Consider the following 16,334-nt stretch of genomic DNA (forward strand, 5'->3'; position numbering starts at 1 on the left):
TGAAATTTTAATTTCCTTTTATAGCATTTGAGCTTAAATCCATTAATTTTGAAAAAATTGAAAAGATTTTTTTATGAAATATGATCGAATTGACTCCAAACTCTTTATAAAAAACCGGGAAAACTTCATGCGCCAAATGAAGCCGAGCAGCCTCGCGGTTTTTAATTCTAATGATATCTACCCTATCGGAGCAGACAGTACAATGGCTTTTCAGCAGAACCGGGACCTCTTTTACCTGAGTGGAGTAGACCAGGAAGAAAGCATTCTAGTGCTATTTCCTGATGCCCCGGAAGAAAAGCATCGCGAGATCCTTTTCCTTACCGAAACCAATGAACATATCGCGGTTTGGGAAGGGGCCAAGCTAACCAAGGATGACGCCTTTGAGGTTAGTGGTGTGAAAACGGTTTACTGGATGAAGGATTTCGAAAAGATTTTTTTCGAGGTGATGACCCAATGCGATACGGTATACTTTAACACCAATGAACATTATCGTGCCGCCCATAAAACTGAAACCAGGGACGAACGTTTTATCAAGTGGTGTAAAAAGAAATATCCTGCTCACCAGGTGGCGAAAGCCAATCCTATTCTACAAAGATTAAGATCTGTAAAAGATCCAATCGAGCTGGAATTAATGCAGAAGGCCTGTAATATTACCGAAAAAGCCTTCAGAAGAACGCTCGGATTTGTAAAACCAGGAGTCTGGGAATACGAGATCGAAGCTGAATATTATCATGAAATGATCAGGAATCGTTCCCGCGGATTTGCCTACACGCCAATTATCGCCAGCGGAAAGAACGCCTGCGTACTTCATTATATTGAAAACAACCAGCAATGTAAGGATGGTGAGCTTATCCTGCTGGATACGGGTGCAGAATATGCGAACTATTCGAGCGACCTTAGCCGAACCATTCCGGTTTCCGGAAGGTATACCGACAGGCAGAAGCAGGTGTATAACTCGGTTAATAAAGTAAAGAAAGAAGCCACCAAAATGCTGGTGCCGGGAACGCTTTGGAAAGAATTCCATGTTGAGGTTGGTAAAATGATGACTTCAGAATTATTGGATCTTGGGCTTTTAGATAAGGCGGATGTTCAGAATGAGAACCCGGACTGGCCTGCTTATAAAAAGTATTTCATGCATGGCACCTCTCATCATATAGGTCTGGATACCCATGATTACGGAATTTTAACCGAGCCCATGAAAGCCAACCAGGTATTCACGGTGGAACCCGGGATCTATATTCCTGAGGAAGGTTTTGGAATTAGGCTGGAAGACGATGTGGTGATACAGGCCAAAGGAGAACCTTTTAATCTTATGAGAAATATTCCAATCGAGATCGAAGAGATCGAGGAACTTATGAATTCCTGATCTTACCAGGATTTTTTAATATTTAAAACTATGCCGCGAATTCCTGGAGGTTATTTCCAAGATTCGCGGCTTTTTATTTTATGGCCAATATAGAATTCAAAGGAGCGAGGATCAATTTTAAGGTTTACGGAAGCGGAGTCAAGAGACCACTGGTACTTTTACACGGATTCCTGGAAGATCTCCAGATCTGGGAACCGATTGTTAAGGAAATCAAAAATGAACGGCAGGTTATTTGTATAGATCTACCCGGTCATGGAAAGTCTGAAGGAATTTCAGAAGTGCATAGTATGGACCTGATGGCTCAGGTGGTTTATGAAGTACTCAATAGCCTGGAAGTGCAGGAGATAAGCATAGCGGGCCATAGTATGGGAGGCTATGTGAGTTTGGAATTTCTGAAGAATTTTAGTATGATGGTAAAGAGCATCGTGCTGATAAATTCAACACCTGCTGAAGATTCTGTGGAAAAGCGCCTAATACGTGAAAGATCTGTTAAACTGGTAGGTCGAAATAAAAAGGCATACATCAGGATGGCGATATCAAATCTGTATTCTGAAAAATCCAGGGATAGGTTTGAGGCAGAAATCGAGAATTTACAGTTACGAGCCTTAAAAATGAAAAGTAAAAATGTTCAGGCAGCGTTAATTGGTATGAAAATTCGTACAAATTATTTAGAGGTCTTGAAAAACTATGAGGGACAAAAGATGATCCTGGCATCAGAAGAAGATCCAATCCTTGAATTCAGTGAAATAGAAAGGATCTCAGGAGAAACGAACTCCGAGTTTTTCAGATTGGAAAATGGTCATAATTCCTACATGGAGGACCTATCAAATTTGATGCAAAAAATGCATTTCATCGATTAATTAACGCTTTTTGTCGAACCATTAACTTTTTTTTATACTTTAGAAATCTAGAAACCAGAAATTTAAGCCTACACATGAAAGAAATACAACCTGCTTTGTTTTCGTTAGGAAAAGTTTTCTGTAATATTTTTGGACATAAATTAAAGGTATCGAAAAATATTACCAACCACGTGCATGAGTACAAGTGTGCGAAGTGTGGGATGGAGATGACCGATACTGCAGATGGCTTTTTAGCAAGATTAACTCCAAAATTCAAGGAAACCAATGCTTACCTGGCGAAAATTCATGAGAAAAGAAAAAGACTTTTTCTAGCCAAAGCTTCCTAACTTCTTTGCCTTTACCGGTATTCTATGATTTGTTGGTTGCTATCGAAATCATATCCAACGTAGACAGGAGCAGCATTCTCTGATATATGTTGAAAAAGCATCTCATTATATATATTGGTTGATCCAACTTCATAGCACACTATCCAAAATCTTTTTACGTTTTCTCTCGGTGTGATTAGTACACCGTTTTTCTTGTAAGCTTTTACACTGTACTCGCTTGCATGGAAGGCCTTATTTCCACCAGAAACCGTTCCATACGGATAGCTTATCAATTCATTGTATCCATTGGTCTGAAAAACAGTAACCTTATAATCTATGGTTTTCGTCGAATCTTCTGCGTAGGCCCGCACCTGGTATATGAAGTCTGGCTTGGGTGTTAAATCCTTAAAATCGTAAAGATTTTCTCCGGAACAGGAAACTAAGGATGCCGTAAGTATTAGGAGAATTATTTTATACATATCAGGCTTAATTTTTCGCAATATATTAAGATGTCTATTGAAAAATGTATTATTGTCATAAATTCCTAGATATCGGCTATAAAAATTCAAAAATTTCAGGTTTTCTTATACTTTTTCTAGTTTCTATGAATTCTTCTGAAATCTTCGGCCAGGCTAATGATCTTGAGGCCGGATTATATAACGTGGGAGTTGGCAGTATTCTGGGCGGCGTAGGGGCTGTTATTAACAAAGAACCGGACGAGAAATTTGGAAAGACATTTTTAAAAGGCCTGGGTCAGGGTGCTCTGGGAGGATACCTTGTTTTTGAAAGTAAACGATTAGTTAGATCCTTTGCCAGGACTGGAAATTTTAATTATGTATGGCCTTCTAAAATTGTAAATTCAGCAGGGGCCTCTATTATCGAAAATGCAGCTGCCAATAGGGATTTCTGGGCTCGCTGGCATTTAAATATCGCATTTAACCGCATTGAGATAAATACCAAGGAAAGTTTTAAAGTTAGTCTTAGAATTATGCCATTCGATCTCGCCGCGACTGCTTATCAGGCTATCGATGCAACTCCAGACTGGAATATGAGTTTTAGAACTGGAACCTTTGTCTTTCGAAAAAGGGTGATTTGGGATGATCCTGGTTATCGAGGATCTGCATTTGGTAATAGTATACAGTTATTGCATGGTATATCTGGGAATATGGCTCTTCCGCATGAAATTATTCACACCTATCAGTATGAACAATTATCGGGATTCAACAGCTTTTTATTTGATTTTGAGGAAAAGTATAAAAACAAAATTGCTCAGAAAATACCTATAGTAGGTACTTACCACAAAATTTTCTATTCAGATTATAATCTGCTATTAATGAATATAACCAGTTTAATTTCCAATCCAAATAGAGATTCCAGCGGTTTTATCGAATCTGAAGCAAGATATTTCGGAAGTGAGTTTCCATATAATTAATCTTCCTTGTTCATCGAATTCCAGCCTCTCGCGATCAAAGGCAATTTTTGATTCGCCCTGGTGATCAAATGCATTCCTTCGCTCTCTTCTGTGATGTGACCAATCACGGTGAGGTTTGGATTCCCTTTTATCTTATCGTAATCATTTTGGGAGATGGTGAATAACAATTCGTAATCTTCACCACCACTCAGCGTAACCATCGTGCTGTCTATCTCAAATTCCTCACAAACCGATATCAATGCCGGGTCAAGAGGGATCTTTTCTTCGAACAGGTTAGCGCCAACTTTTGAATTCTTGCAAAGATGAATGATCTCAGAGGAAAGACCGTCGCTGATATCGATCATCGAAGTTGGCTTTACCTCCAGTTCCTTGAGGAGTGGCGGAATGTCTTTACGGGCTTCAGGCTTCAGCTGTCTTTCGATCAGGTAGGTGTATTGGTCAAGATCTGGCTGTGCATTTGGATTGGCCTTAAAAACCTCTTTCTCGCGTTCCAGCACCTGTAGTCCCATATAAGCGGCTCCAAGGTCTCCGGTCACAACAAGAAGATCGTTTGGCTGGGCTCCATTTCTGTAAACAATATCATCGGCTTCAGCCATTCCAAGAGCAGTTACGCTTATAAGAAGACCAGAAGTAGACGAAGTGGTATCACCGCCAACCACATCTACATTGTATATTTTTGCTGCGAGTTCAATTCCTGAGTAGAGTTCTTCCAGGGCTTCCACTGGGAACCTGTTGGATACCGCTATGGAAACCGTGATCTGTGTCGCAGTGGCATTCATTGCATAGATATCCGAAAGATTTACCATAACAGCCTTATAACCCAGGTGTTTCAGAGGCATATAAGCGAGATCAAAATGAACACCTTCTACCAACAGGTCGGTAGAAACTACCGTATGTTTGTTATCAAAATCGAGAACAGCGGCGTCGTCACCTATGGCTTTAATCGTAGATTTCAATTTCGGTTTAAAGTTGGCTGTAAGGTGGTCTATCAATCCAAATTCTCCTAATTCTGAAAGGTTCGTCCTGTTTTCCTGACTATTCTCAAACATGTGATTCGCTTTTGTAGTGCAAAAGTAAGCATATAAATAAGAATCGCATGTTAACATGCCGGCTGGTTTTGCTCTCAGAAAGGGATTGAAACAGAAGGTTTGGCTGTTGGTTTTTTAATTGAAGGGCTCTATGAAGGAATTCTCAAAACATATGTTTAGTCTATGGTTAAACACATGCTTTGTAGTATATTTGTGCCCAATTTAGACTTAATCTTTATTGCTTATGATCAAGGTTAGCGAAGAGGCTAAAAATAAAATTTCCACCCTAATGGGCGAAGAAGGATTCAACATCAGGGATCACTTTGTTCGTGTGGGTGTGAAGAGCGGCGGTTGCTCTGGTCTTTCATATGAATTGAAGTTCGATGAAAGTCAGGCAGAAGGTGATAAGCTGTTCGAAGACAACAACGTAAGGATCGTAGTTGATAAACGCAGCGTACTTTATCTGGCCGGAACTATCCTGGAATATTCAGGAGGTCTCAATGGCAAGGGTTTTGTATTCAATAACCCGAACGCCCAAAGAACCTGCGGATGCGGGGAGAGTTTTTCTCTGTAAGTTCCGGGGTCAAGGTTCAAGATTTAAAATTTAAAAATGGGAAAAATAGAACATTTTGAAGATCTTGAAGTTTGGCAAAAGGCTAGGGAACTTTGTAAAAAGGTATTTGAAATAAGAAATGGCTCAGAACTAAAATCTGATTTTAGATTGTATGATCAGATAAATGCTGCTTCTGGTTCTATAATGGACAATATAGCAGAAGGTTTTGAACGAAACGGAAATAGGGAATTTATTCAATTTCTGTCCATATCTAAGGCGTCTTGCGGAGAAGTAAGATCTCAGCTGTACAGGATTAAAGACAGGAATTATATTTCTTCAGAAGAATTTGAAAATCTTAGAGAAGATTTGAGGTCCCTGAGCAAACAAATTGGAGGTTTTATCACTTACCTGCAAAAAAGTGATTATAAAGGAACTAAGTTCAAATAGTTTTGAACTTTAAATCTTGAATAAAGAATTATCAGAATATGGCATATACTGAAGACGATTTAAAGAAAGAGCTCGAAACCAAGGAATATGAGTATGGATTTTATACCGATATAGAATCTGATACTTTTCCTGTTGGTTTGAACGAGGATATCGTTAGGGCGATTTCTAAAAAGAAAGAGGAGCCGGAATGGATGACCGAATGGAGACTGGAAGCATTCAGGGAATGGCAGAAAATGGAAGAGCCTGAATGGGCAAATGTGAAATATCCGAAGCCGGATTTTCAGAATATTTCCTACTATTCGGCGCCAAATAAAAAGCCGAAATACGATAGCCTGGACGAGGTAGACCCGGAATTGCTCGATACTTTTAAAAAGCTGGGTATTTCCCTGGATGAACAGAAGAAACTGGCTGGTGTTGCAGTAGATGTGGTGATGGACTCGGTTTCGGTTACTACGACTTTCAAAAAAACGCTGGCTGAAAAAGGTATTATCTTCTGCTCAATTTCTGAAGCGATTCAGGAACACCCTGAACTGGTGAAGAAATATCTGGGATCGGTAGTTCCAAAGAAGGATAATTTTTATGCAGCATTGAATTCGGCGGTATTCAGCGACGGGTCTTTTTGCTACATTCCAAAGGGTGTTAGGTGCCCAATGGAACTTTCAACTTATTTCCGAATCAACCAGGCCGGAACCGGTCAGTTCGAGAGAACTTTGGTTATCGCCGAACCTGGAAGTTATGTAAGTTACCTGGAAGGTTGTACCGCTCCTATGCGTGATGAGAACCAGCTGCACGCTGCAGTGGTGGAGCTTATCGCCTTAGATGACGCCGAAATAAAATATTCTACCGTACAAAACTGGTATCCCGGAAATAAAGAAGGAAAAGGTGGGGTTTACAATTTCGTGACCAAGAGAGGACTTTGCGAGAAAAACGCGAAGATCTCCTGGACTCAGGTTGAAACCGGTTCTGCAGTTACCTGGAAATATCCAAGTTGTATACTTAAGGGAGATAATTCGGTTGGAGAATTCTATTCGATTGCCGTAACCAATAACTGGCAGCAAGCCGATACCGGTACTAAAATGATCCACCTTGGTAAAAATACCAAGAGTACGATCATCTCGAAGGGTATTTCTGCCGGACAGTCTCAAAATTCCTATCGTGGGCTGGTACAAATAAACCCAAGAGCAGAGAACGCGAGAAACTTTTCACAGTGTGATTCCCTGTTAATGGGTAATAAATGTGGAGCTCATACTTTCCCGTATATCGAGGTTAAGAATAAATCGGCGAAGGTAGAACACGAGGCTACCACCAGTAAGATTGGTGAAGACCAGATCTTCTACTGTAATCAGCGAGGAATTGATACTGAAAAAGCTATTGCGTTAATCGTTAACGGATTCAGTAAGGAAGTACTTAATAAACTGCCTATGGAATTCGCAGTGGAAGCTCAAAAATTACTTGAAATTTCACTAGAAGGTTCAGTAGGATAAAAGCTGCCGAACGAGCTGTTATGAGGAAAATTTTGGGAATTCTGTTGTCGATAATCGTTCTAAGCTCCTGTCAGGATGAAGACCGGAAGGAGTTGATGGATCAGCCTGAAACCGAAGAGGTACAGGATAGTATACAGGTGTTGGAAGGCGATTTCGTTTTAGGAAGTAGTACAGCGGTTTTGCGCGGGAAGGATTTTGTATATGCCGTGGCAGTAGATTCGATGTCGAGGGTACTTGCCAGAAGGATCCAACCCCTCAAACAGGATGACTTTGATATGATTCCGGTAACAGTAAAAGCAAAGATAGAGGTGAATCCTCTCCAGGGTGGTCTGGACGAAATGATCAGGATACAGGAGATCATTGAAATTCCGGAAATCCAGGAAAAAGATACAATAGAAGAATAATAAAAAGAAGAATTAATCCATCTGCTCAATGGCAGATCCAGAATTGATAAAAATGCTTACAATAAAGAATTTACACGCCAGTATAGAGGATAAGGAAATACTTAAAGGTATTAACCTGGAGATCAAACCAGGAGAGGTTCATGCCATTATGGGGCCTAACGGTTCGGGGAAGAGTACTTTATCCTCAGTTATTGCAGGCCGAGAGGAATATGAAATGACCGAGGGCGAGATCACTTTTGAAGGGGAAGACCTTGCAGAAATGGATCCGGAAGAAAGAGCGCATAAAGGAGTTTTCCTTTCATTTCAGTATCCTGTTGAAATACCTGGTGTTTCGGTAACCAACTTTATCAAAACAGCCATCAACGCGCAGCGTAAAGCTCATGGTAAAGAAGATATGCCGGCCAATGAAATGCTGAAGCTGATCCGTGAAAAATCTGAAATGCTGGCTATAGACCGAAAATTCCTTTCTCGTTCACTTAACGAAGGATTTTCGGGAGGTGAGAAGAAGCGTAACGAGATCTTCCAAATGGCTATGCTGGACCCGAAGCTTTCCATTCTTGACGAAACCGATTCAGGTCTGGATATCGATGCGCTAAAGGTCGTGGCCGATGGAGTGAACAAATTACGCCGCGAAGATAATGCGGTGCTGCTTATTACTCACTACCAGAGATTATTGAATTATATCGTACCTGATAAGGTTCATGTACTGGTAGACGGGAAGATCGTGAAGTCTGGTGGTAAGGAACTAGCCCTGGAACTGGAAGAAAGAGGATACGACTGGGTAAAGCAGGAAAAGGCAGTTTAATCAATTTGAAAATTTGAAGATTCTTCAGTTTGATAATTGGAAAGTTCGATGTTATAGAAGGTTTTATCGTTTTTTAAACCTTGAGCATTGAACCCTAAACATTTAAATGGAATGGAATTAAAAGATAAATTAGTATCATCATTTTTTGCCCTTGAGGAGGAATTCGATTCAGAGAATGGAATCTACGATATCCGTAACCAGGCGATCAAGGATTTTGAGAACCTTGGGTTTCCGGGAAAAAAGGATGAGAACTGGAAATATACTTCTTTGAATGCTGTGTTAAAGCATGATTATAGTTTATTTCCAAAAAAGGAAGATGCCCTTGAATACAGGGATATTAAGAAGTATCTCATTCATGATATAGATACCTATGACCTGGTTTTTGTAGACGGGATCTATTCGTCTCATCTTTCTCAAACCACGCATGACAAGATCGACGTATGCCTGATGTCTTCTGCTCTGAGCAAGGATAAATACAGGCCTTTGATCGAGAACTATTATAATAAGCTCGCTCCAAAAACCGGTCTTAATTCTTTGAATACGGCTTTTGCAAGGGAAGGAGCTTTTATTCATATTCACAGGAATCTGCAGGCAGACAAGCCTATACAGATCATCAATTTCGCAACGGGTAATGAATCTGCGCTGATGCTTCAGCCCCGTAACCTGGTAGTAGTTGATGAGAATTCACATGTTCAGATCATTGAAAGACACCAGAGTCTAACCGATCACCCGGTGCTTACGAACTCGGTGACCGAGATCTATGCCGGAAAAAGGGCGTTTGTAGATTACTATAAGATACAGAACGATAAGGATTCTGCTTCCCTGATCGATAATACTTTTATCGAACAGCAGGGAGAGAGCAACGTTTCAGTACATACTTTTTCTTTCGGCGGAAAATTAACGCGTAATAACCTTAATTTCTATCAGAAAGGGGAGCGTATAGATTCTACGATGAAAGGGGTTACTATTATTGAAGATAAGCAGCATGTAGATCACAATACCCTGGTTCACCATATCGAACCAAATTGTGAAAGTCACCAGGATTATAAAGGTATCTATGGTGATCGCTCTACAGGTGTTTTCAACGGAAAGGTGGTTGTAGAAAAGGAGGCCCAGAAGACCAATGCCTACCAGGCAAATAATAACATTCTGGCCGATGACAAAGCAACCATTAATTCAAAACCCCAGCTTGAGATCTTTGCAGATGATGTAAAATGTAGCCATGGTTGTACCATAGGGCAGTTAGATGAAGAGGCATTATTCTACCTTCAGTCCCGCGGAATCCCAAGAAAAGAGGCTCGTGGACTTTTAATGTATGCTTTCGCCAATAATGTACTGGAAAGCGTGAAGATCCCTGAGGTTAAAAAGCGCATTAATAAACTTATCGCTTCAAAACTTGAAGTAGAACTGGGCTTTAACCTGTAAATTATAATTTTTAAAACCAAAAAGGATGAGTCAGCAAACTCAGGCTACAACATTTGATGTGGAAAGGATACGCGAGGATTTTCCTATTCTGAAACGTTCAGTCAATGGCTATCCTTTGGTTTATTTCGATAATGCGGCCACCTCCCAGACACCAAAACAGGTGATGGATGTGATCGTTGATTATTATTCAAATTACAATGCCAATATACATCGGGGTGTGCATTCGCTTTCACAGGAGGCAACCGATAAGTATGAGCAGGCCCGGAAAACCGTACAGCAGCATTTAAATGCTGAAAAGGCCCATGAAATAATTTTCACATCAGGAACCACCCATGGGATCAATCTGGTCGCCAATGGTTTTGCTTCGATCCTGAAGGAAGGTGAGGAGATACTGGTTTCGGCTATGGAACATCATTCCAATATTGTTCCGTGGCAAATGCTCTGTGAAAAAACCGGGGCTAAGCTTAAAGTGATCCCTATGAATGACAGGGGAGAGCTTATTTATTCAGAATTTGAAGAAATCCTGAGTCCTAACACGAAACTTGTCTTTTTGAATCATGTTTCCAATGCATTGGGAACGGTGAATCCTATTAAAAAGATCATAGATAAGGCCCATTCGGTAAACGCAGCGGTTTTGATTGATGGTGCCCAGGCGGCTCCTCATATCAAGGCCGATGTACAGGAGCTGGGTGTGGATTTCTACGTGATTTCAGCCCATAAGATGTGCGGTCCAACCGGGGTTGGTGTCCTTTACGGGAGAGAAGAGTGGCTCGAAAAACTACCACCTTACCAGGGCGGTGGTGAAATGATCGCTACAGTTTCGTTCGAAAAGACCACCTATGCAGGTCTTCCGCATAAGTTTGAGGCTGGGACGCCTAATATTTGCGGAGGGATCGCTTTTGCTGCGGCTCTGGATTATATGAACGCTATTGGTTTTTCTGAAATTGCCGGGTATGAACAGGAGTTGCTGGAATACGCTGCGAAGAAATTGAAAGAGATCGAAGGCATGAAGATCTACGGCGAAGCTTCAGAAAAGACAGCGGTGATCTCCTTTAACATCGAGGGTTTACATCCTTACGATATAGGTACCCTGCTTGATAAAATGGGAATAGCCGTTAGAACCGGTCATCATTGCGCACAGCCTATTATGGATTTCTTTAAGATCCCGGGTACTGTTAGAGCATCCTTCTCCTTCTATAATACTTTCGGGGAGATAGACAGGTTTATCGAAGCGGTAAAAAAGGCTAAGATGATGCTTCAGTAAACCAGTTTTATTTTTTTGATGAAATCATTCTAACTTCCAGATCATCAGGTATCGGGAAGTGACTGGAAAGAAAAGATATAAGTTAAATAAATTGAAAAGAGGTGCAAGTTTGGCGCCTCTTTTTGTATTATAAACTGGTTAAATTTCTATTATGAAAAAGATAGTTTTCATTTTAGCAATTCTGGTATTTTTCATTACAGGATGTTCATCGAATGGCTCTGAAGATGTTGAGCAGATATACTATGAAATGTATTCAAGGGGCTCTTCGACTACCATAAATATCTCACCGGAAAAGATCGAAGTTATTTCCACTGGCCTTAAATCAGATAAAACATCCATGAAACTGAAGAAGGAAGAATGGGACGGCCTGGTTGAGACCATAAAAGTGCTGGATATTGAGAAATTAAAAGATTTAGAGGTGCCAAGTGATCTTAGGGCCTCAGATGCCAGTCCTCATGCTGTGCTGAAACTGAGTAAGAATGATACGGTCTTTGAGACTAAAAACTTTGATCACGGAAATCCACCACAGTCCATAAGACCATTAGTTCAGGCTATTTTAAGATTGTCAGAAAATGTTGAATAGCAGTACTTCTTATTGTACTTTTGCCTAAAATTAAGGTATGACTATAAAGGAGAAACAAGAACAGATCATAGATGAGTTCTCGATGTTCGACGATTGGATGCAACGCTATGAATACATGATCGAACTCGGGAAAACATTGCCTGTGATCGATGAAAAATATAAGATCGATGAAAACCTTATAAAAGGCTGCCAGAGCAAGGTTTGGGTTCATGCAGAGCTGGATGGTGATAAACTTGTTTTTACGGCCGATAGCGATGCGATCATCACCAAAGGGATCGTAGCTATTTTGATAAGGGTTTTCTCCAATCAGCATCCTTCAGAGATCATCGAGGCGGATACCGCATTTATCGATGAGATCGGCCTTAAGGACCACCTTTCTCCTACTAGGGCCAATGGCCTGGTAAGTATGATCAAACAACTTAAAATGTATGCAGTTGCATACCAAACTCAATTGAATTAAAATGGAACAGGAAATAGATACTCAGGAACTTGGTGAAAAGATCGTAAAGGTTTTAAAGACCATTTATGACCCGGAAATACCAGTTGACATATATGAGCTTGGGCTTATTTATGACGTGATGGTAAGTACAGATTATGATGTAAAGATCTTAATGACCCTAACCACACCTAACTGTCCGGTTGCCGAGAGCCTTCCCCTAGAAGTGGAAGAAAAAGTAAAATCCCTGGATATGGTTAAGGATGCCGAAGTGGAAATAACCTTCGATCCGCCATGGAGCCAGGATTTGATGAGCGAAGGTGCAAAACTGGAGCTTGGATTATTATAATTAAACAGAATTATGGCAGAAGAGATCGTTAACAGGGTCGCTCAAAGTAAGCTAATAACCTTTAACCTTGAAGACTATTATCCAAAAGGTCAAAGGTTTGTTTTTGATATAAGTGAATGGCTTCTGGAGGGCTTTGTTCTAAAGGAAAAGGATTTTAGAGAACAGGCCAAAAATCATGACTGGTCTCAGTATAAAGATCAGTTCGTGGCGTTGGATTGTTTAACAGATGCTATTGTTCCGGCCTGGGCCTATATGCTAATTGCGACTTATTTGGAGCCTTATGCAGCTAAGGTCGTGATCGGGGATCTGGAAAACCTGGAAAGTCATTTATTCCAGGAGGTGATAGATCGTCTTGATGTAGAGGCTTTAAAAGACAAACCGGTAATTATTAAGGGTTGTTCAAATAAGCCAGTTCCAAAAAATGCGTATATTTTCCTTATTAAAAAGCTCCAGCCTGTTGTGAAAAGCCTGATGTATGGCGAAGCATGTTCATCAGTTCCTTTGTTTAAACAACCAAAAAATTAAGTATGAAGAAAATTTTACTTTTTGCTGTCGCGGTCTTAATGACTTCCGGGATAGCCTTTTCACAGGAAGAAGCGAATGATACAATCCCAGACGGCTGGAGAACCGAAGGTAACGTCCAGTTGCTTTTCAACCAGTCTGCCTTTAATGATGAATGGACAGGCGGGGGTGTATCCAGTATCGCTGGTAACCTTTCCATCAATTATAAGTTCAACTACAAAAAAGACGATTTTACCTGGAACAACATGATCTTTGCAGATTACGGGCTTACCAAGTTAAAAGATGATGAGTATACCCGTAAGACCAGTGACCGACTGGAATTGACTTCCATCGCCGGGAAACAGATCAAGGAATCTAATTACTACTGGTCTTATTTCCTGAATTTCCGAACCCAGTTCGATAAGGGTTATAATTTCAGTGAAGACGCTGAAACCGGAGAGACCATCAGAACCGAAATCTCCGATTTTATGTCCCCGGCTTACCTGCAAACCGGTCCTGGACTTATGTATAAAAGAGGTGATAATTTTGTGCTGAATTTTGCGCCGGCTACAGCGAGGTTCATCTTTGTAAGTAAGGATTTTACCACACGTCCTGGCTATGTTGATGGCGAATATTTTGGAGTAGACGAGGGTAAATCCATGCGATTTGAGCTTGGTGCGTCTCTAAGCGGATACCTTCAGTATGAGATCCTTCAGAACGTGATGATGGAGCATACGCTTAACCTGTATTCAAATTACCTGGATAAACCCGGGAATATCGATATTGACTACCTGCTGAATGTAGACATGGGCATAAACGATTATCTTTCGGCTAACCTGGTTTTCCAGGCGATCTATGACGATAATGCAGTTGGAGCTTTCCAGATCAGGGAAGTATTTGGACTTGGGATCAATTTCGGGTTCTAAAAATAAAAAAATATATTCTGAAAAGGCTCGCAGGGATCTGCGGGCCTTTTTTCAGTTAAATTTTTGTTGAAGTCTGGCCTGCTTTAAGGCTGAAGTAATGTATTGATTACCTTTGTATTTATGATTGAAAAAACCGATTTATCCTTTGAAAGAGCTGTTCTTATCGGAATTGTAACCCGGGAACAGGATGAAGATAAACTAGAGGAATACCTGGACGAGCTGGAATTCCTCACCTATACTGCCGGGGGTGAAGTGATCAAACGCTTTTCCCAGAAGATGGATGTGCCCAATCCCAAGACCTTTATCGGCACCGGGAAGATGGAAGAGGTGCGTGAATTCGTCAAGGAGAACGATATAGGAGCGGTTATTTTTGATGATGAATTATCACCGGCCCAGCAAAAGAACGTTGAAAAGATCCTGAAAGTAAAAATTCTTGACAGGACCGGGTTGATCCTGGATATTTTCGCACAGCGAGCCAAGACCAGTTACGCAAGAACCCAGGTAGAACTGGCTCAATATGAATATTTACTGCCACGACTTGCGGGAATGTGGACTCACCTGGAAAGACAACGTGGTGGTATTGGAATGCGTGGTCCCGGTGAAACCGAGATCGAAACCGACCGTAGGATCGTTCGGGATAAGATATCCCTGCTTAAGAAAAAGCTTGCGACCATCGATAAACAAATGGAAGTGCAGCGCGGGAATCGCGGCCAGTTGGTTCGTGTGGCGCTGGTTGGATATACCAATGTTGGAAAATCAACCCTTATGAACGTGGTGAGCAAAAGCGATGTATTTGCTGAAAATAAACTGTTCGCGACCCTTGATACCACCGTTCGTAAAGTGGTGATACGAAATTTGCCATTTTTGCTGACTGATACGGTTGGATTCATTCGAAAACTTCCTACCCAGCTGGTAGAATCCTTCAAATCTACCCTGGACGAGGTTCGGGAAGCCGATCTGCTTTTACATGTAGTGGATATTTCCCATCCTAATTTTGAAGATCATATAGACTCCGTGAACCAGATCCTTACCGAGATCGAGGCGTTGGGTAAACCAACCATTATGGTATTCAATAAGATCGATGCCTATAAACCTGAAAAGCTGGATGAAGACGACCTGATGACCGAGCGAACTTCGGCGCACTACAGCCTTAAGGAATGGAAAAAGACATGGATGAACAGAATGGGTGAAAATGTGCTTTTCATTTCGGCTTTAAATAAGGATAACCTGGAAGATTTCCGCAAGAAGGTATATGAAGCCGTACGAGAGATCCATATTACCCGTTTTCCTTATAACAACTTCCTGTACCCGGAATACGATAAATACGGAGAACAGAAGGAGTAGCTTAATAAAGCCTTAACAGCTAATTGTATAGATTCTTCCTAAATTTAAAAGCAACCAATATGTATAAATTATGAAGAGTTATATTTTAATTGCGATATTTCTATTTACTACGGGCATTTTTGCCCAATCCCTGGAGGGATCCTGGAAGCTTGTTGAAGAGAACGGCCGGGAGATCACAGATAAGGAAGTGATTCGCATCTACCAGGACGGGTATTTTGCTGAAGGGGCTAAAAAGACCGAAAACAACGCTTTTCTCTGGGCCCAGGGAGGTGAATATGATTCGGGTGATTATACCGAAACCATCGATTTCCATACCATGAATAAAGACCTGGTTGGGGTAGATATTGATCCGAAACTTACCTGGGAAGGTGATGACCGGATAAAGATCAATAACGTAAAGGAATTGCAGGTTTGGGAAAGGGTGTCTGACAACAAAAATGAACTTACCGGAAACTGGGTGATCACCGGGAGACAGCGAAATGGAGAAATGAGAAGATCTACGCCTGGTGACCGAAGAACCATCAAGATCCTTGCTGGTGACCGCTTTCAATGGGTAGCCTTTAATTCGGCTACCGGGGAATTCATGGGAACCGGAGGAGGTACTTATTCCGCAGAAAATGGAAAATACACCGAAAATATCCAGTTTTTCTCACGAGATGACAGTCGGGTTGGAGCCAGCCTTGGTTTCGATTTTGAAGTGAAGGATGGCGAATGGCATCACTCAGGCAAAAGTTCAAAAGGTGAACCCATGTACGAGATCTGGTCGCCTTATGCCGCCGCTTACCTCGGAAATCAATAACATATTAAGGCCCTTTCGAGGGT

Annotated in this window: 20 protein-coding genes; 18 read left to right on the forward strand and 2 right to left on the reverse strand. The window is 41.1% G+C overall.

The window, feature by feature from the left end; all coding sequences use genetic code 11:
- Positions 1–73 precede the first annotated feature (73 nt).
- The 3 genes from MKO06_RS06015 (at position 74) to MKO06_RS06025 (ending at position 2,552) form a co-directional block, all read left to right on the forward strand.
- Positions 74–1,366 (forward strand): aminopeptidase P family protein, encoded by a 1,293-nt coding sequence (locus MKO06_RS06015; RefSeq protein WP_241549748.1) that lies wholly within the window; start codon positions 74–76, stop codon positions 1,364–1,366.
- Between the two features lie 80 nt (positions 1,367–1,446).
- Positions 1,447–2,226, forward strand: coding sequence for an alpha/beta fold hydrolase (locus MKO06_RS06020; protein WP_241549749.1), 780 nt, complete (start codon positions 1,447–1,449; stop codon positions 2,224–2,226).
- Positions 2,227–2,300: 74 nt separating this feature from the next.
- Positions 2,301–2,552, forward strand: a complete 252-nt coding sequence (locus tag MKO06_RS06025) for a hypothetical protein (protein ID WP_241549750.1) — start codon at positions 2,301–2,303, stop codon at positions 2,550–2,552.
- An 11-nt stretch (positions 2,553–2,563) separates the two neighbouring features.
- Here MKO06_RS06025 and MKO06_RS06030 read toward each other — a convergent pair whose 3' ends face one another.
- Positions 2,564–3,010 (reverse strand): hypothetical protein, encoded by a 447-nt coding sequence (locus MKO06_RS06030; protein WP_241549751.1) that lies wholly within the window; start codon positions 3,008–3,010, stop codon positions 2,564–2,566.
- A 125-nt stretch (positions 3,011–3,135) separates the two neighbouring features.
- Here MKO06_RS06030 and MKO06_RS06035 point away from each other — a divergent pair, with 125 nt between their 5' ends.
- Positions 3,136–3,963: a hypothetical protein gene (locus tag MKO06_RS06035; RefSeq protein ID WP_241549752.1), complete on the forward strand. Its 828-nt coding sequence runs from the start codon at positions 3,136–3,138 to the stop codon at positions 3,961–3,963.
- Here the strand turns inward: MKO06_RS06035 and thiL are convergent.
- Positions 3,960–5,012 carry a thiamine-phosphate kinase gene (thiL, locus tag MKO06_RS06040; protein WP_241549753.1) on the reverse strand — a complete coding sequence of 351 codons (1,053 nt, stop codon included), beginning with the start codon at positions 5,010–5,012 and terminating at the stop codon, positions 3,960–3,962. The two genes, MKO06_RS06035 and thiL, sit on opposite strands and share 4 nt — an antisense overlap.
- A 223-nt stretch (positions 5,013–5,235) precedes the next feature.
- Here thiL and MKO06_RS06045 point away from each other — a divergent pair, with 223 nt between their 5' ends.
- The 14 genes from MKO06_RS06045 (at position 5,236) to MKO06_RS06110 (ending at position 16,311) form a co-directional block, all read left to right on the forward strand.
- Positions 5,236–5,565 (forward strand): HesB/IscA family protein, encoded by a 330-nt coding sequence (locus MKO06_RS06045; protein ID WP_241549754.1) that lies wholly within the window; start codon positions 5,236–5,238, stop codon positions 5,563–5,565.
- Between the two features lie 36 nt (positions 5,566–5,601).
- Positions 5,602–5,991 carry a four helix bundle protein gene (locus MKO06_RS06050; RefSeq protein ID WP_241549755.1) on the forward strand — a complete coding sequence of 130 codons (390 nt, stop codon included), beginning with the start codon at positions 5,602–5,604 and terminating at the stop codon, positions 5,989–5,991.
- 38 nt (positions 5,992–6,029) lie between these two features.
- On the forward strand, positions 6,030–7,475 hold the full coding sequence (gene sufB, locus MKO06_RS06055; RefSeq protein WP_241549756.1) for a Fe-S cluster assembly protein SufB: 1,446 nt from the start codon (positions 6,030–6,032) through the stop codon (positions 7,473–7,475).
- A gap of 20 nt (positions 7,476–7,495) precedes the next feature.
- Complete coding sequence (locus MKO06_RS06060; RefSeq protein ID WP_241549757.1) at positions 7,496–7,879, forward strand: hypothetical protein; 384 nt, start codon at positions 7,496–7,498, stop codon at positions 7,877–7,879.
- A gap of 52 nt (positions 7,880–7,931) precedes the next feature.
- Positions 7,932–8,684 (forward strand): Fe-S cluster assembly ATPase SufC, encoded by a 753-nt coding sequence (gene sufC, locus MKO06_RS06065; RefSeq protein ID WP_241551031.1) that lies wholly within the window; start codon positions 7,932–7,934, stop codon positions 8,682–8,684.
- Positions 8,685–8,795: 111 nt separating this feature from the next.
- A complete protein-coding gene (gene sufD / locus MKO06_RS06070; RefSeq protein WP_241549758.1) occupies positions 8,796–10,109 on the forward strand; it encodes a Fe-S cluster assembly protein SufD in 1,314 nt (437 codons plus the stop codon).
- Between the two features lie 25 nt (positions 10,110–10,134).
- Entirely contained in the window at positions 10,135–11,373 is a 1,239-nt protein-coding gene (locus MKO06_RS06075; RefSeq protein ID WP_241549759.1) for an aminotransferase class V-fold PLP-dependent enzyme, read from the forward strand.
- Positions 11,374–11,524: 151 nt separating this feature from the next.
- The gene (locus MKO06_RS06080; RefSeq protein WP_241549760.1) at positions 11,525–11,956 is read left to right on the forward strand and encodes a hypothetical protein; all 432 of its coding nucleotides are present in this window, start codon (positions 11,525–11,527) and stop codon (positions 11,954–11,956) included.
- Between the two features lie 37 nt (positions 11,957–11,993).
- Entirely contained in the window at positions 11,994–12,416 is a 423-nt protein-coding gene (locus tag MKO06_RS06085; protein WP_241549761.1) for a SufE family protein, read from the forward strand.
- Position 12,417: 1 nt separating this feature from the next.
- Positions 12,418–12,741 carry an iron-sulfur cluster assembly protein gene (locus MKO06_RS06090; RefSeq protein WP_241549762.1) on the forward strand — a complete coding sequence of 108 codons (324 nt, stop codon included), beginning with the start codon at positions 12,418–12,420 and terminating at the stop codon, positions 12,739–12,741.
- Positions 12,742–12,753: 12 nt separating this feature from the next.
- Positions 12,754–13,266 carry a DUF2480 family protein gene (locus MKO06_RS06095; protein ID WP_241549763.1) on the forward strand — a complete coding sequence of 171 codons (513 nt, stop codon included), beginning with the start codon at positions 12,754–12,756 and terminating at the stop codon, positions 13,264–13,266.
- Positions 13,267–13,268: 2 nt separating this feature from the next.
- Positions 13,269–14,168 (forward strand): DUF3078 domain-containing protein, encoded by a 900-nt coding sequence (locus MKO06_RS06100; protein WP_241549764.1) that lies wholly within the window; start codon positions 13,269–13,271, stop codon positions 14,166–14,168.
- A gap of 120 nt (positions 14,169–14,288) precedes the next feature.
- Positions 14,289–15,512 (forward strand): GTPase HflX, encoded by a 1,224-nt coding sequence (gene hflX / locus MKO06_RS06105; protein ID WP_241549765.1) that lies wholly within the window; start codon positions 14,289–14,291, stop codon positions 15,510–15,512.
- A 70-nt stretch (positions 15,513–15,582) separates the two neighbouring features.
- Positions 15,583–16,311, forward strand: a complete 729-nt coding sequence (locus MKO06_RS06110; protein ID WP_241549766.1) for a hypothetical protein — start codon at positions 15,583–15,585, stop codon at positions 16,309–16,311.
- The last annotated feature ends 23 nt before the right edge of the window (positions 16,312–16,334 follow it).

The organism is Christiangramia oceanisediminis, from assembly GCF_022570735.2.
Classification (GTDB): domain Bacteria; phylum Bacteroidota; class Bacteroidia; order Flavobacteriales; family Flavobacteriaceae; genus Christiangramia; species Christiangramia oceanisediminis.